This window comes from Rhodanobacter sp. C05 (assembly GCF_002001165.1).
GTDB lineage: Bacteria > Pseudomonadota > Gammaproteobacteria > Xanthomonadales > Rhodanobacteraceae > Rhodanobacter.
The window spans coordinates 1-1,047 of record NZ_MUNQ01000015.1 but is presented as its reverse complement, the minus strand read 5'-3'; the positions used below and the strand labels follow the sequence as shown (position 1 = coordinate 1,047).

At 41.2% G+C, this 1,047-nt stretch carries 1 protein-coding gene; it reads left to right on the top strand.

Annotation, left to right across the window (positions count from 1 at the left end; all coding sequences use genetic code 11):
• Positions 1-303: 303 nt before the first annotated feature.
• Positions 304-924 carry a hypothetical protein gene (locus tag B0E51_RS19295; RefSeq protein WP_143525921.1) on the top strand — a complete coding sequence of 207 codons (621 nt, stop codon included), beginning with the start codon at positions 304-306 and terminating at the stop codon, positions 922-924.
• Positions 925-1,047: the final 123 nt, after the last annotated feature.

The following is a 1,047-nucleotide window of genomic DNA, read 5'->3' as shown; positions in this document are numbered from 1 at the left end:
CGTGAGGCGCTAGTGAGACGATGGTCGAATGCCAGGCTTGAAAAACTCGTGGAGCAAATACGAAAGCCGTCTCCGGCACTGCTCGATCAGATGGCTGTGGCCGCATGAAAACGTGGGGAAACCTCAGCCTCCGTCCCTTAAGTTTCTGAGATTGGCATAGCTGCTGTGGAAGGAGGCCTGGCATTTGTTGGTGCACCTATTATTGTCCCGGTTGCAGCTGGTTTTCTGCTGGCGGGGCTTGCCACTTTAACATATCATGAGATAGCTTCTCATATGCATCATAAATAAACTGAATGGTGATTAATGAAAATAAAATGTTTAAATGCTGGTGGCTGGGTCGCATGTATCGAAAAGATGTTTCCGATAATACTTTTGTCAGCTTTTTTCATTAGTGTAATAATATCTTTATTTATTGGAGATTATTTAATAAATAATTGGCACATCAATGCATTTATTAGTTTGATTGGAAAGATCGTCCCTGCCGTTAATAAAATATCTAATGAGACCGATTACAAATCATTAGCAAAGATATCTATTGCGTTGCAATGGCTGTATTTCCCTGTATATCTTTTCATGCTTTGTGCGATGCAACCTTTTTGGAAAAAATTTGAGCCAAAAAAAATAATAACTTCGTCGGCCAGAAAAAAAGGTATCTGGTCATTTGCTTTTTTATTTCTAATTTGTGGCGCCTTGGCGATGGCTGATTTTGGCTTTATAAGATGCAGCATCTTCAGGGGTGATTTTTTCAATCCAGATTACAGTGTGTTTTGGCTCAGACTGCCATATGAGGGAAGGTTCGGATTAGCTATTGCTGCTTTTATGATGCCAATACTGAGTTCTTTTATTTATTGGTTTTTACCATTTTCTTTTGGTGCTATTTTTAGGTTCTTTTGGAGAATAATGACAAGTCTCAATAAAACCTAGGGATGCTCTGATTTATTCCTCGCCTCAGGCATCATAGCGACCAGTCTCCAGGAAGCGCCTCCCCCATGAAACAGCGTTCGTTTGCGTCGTTGAGTTTCGAGTCGAAGAAGAAGCCGACGCGGC

Excerpts from the sequence above, each read along its gene's own strand:
- B0E51_RS19295 (WP_143525921.1), top strand. The coding sequence starts at position 304 with ATGAAAATAAAATGTTTAAATGCTGGTGGCTGGGTCGCATGTATCGAA.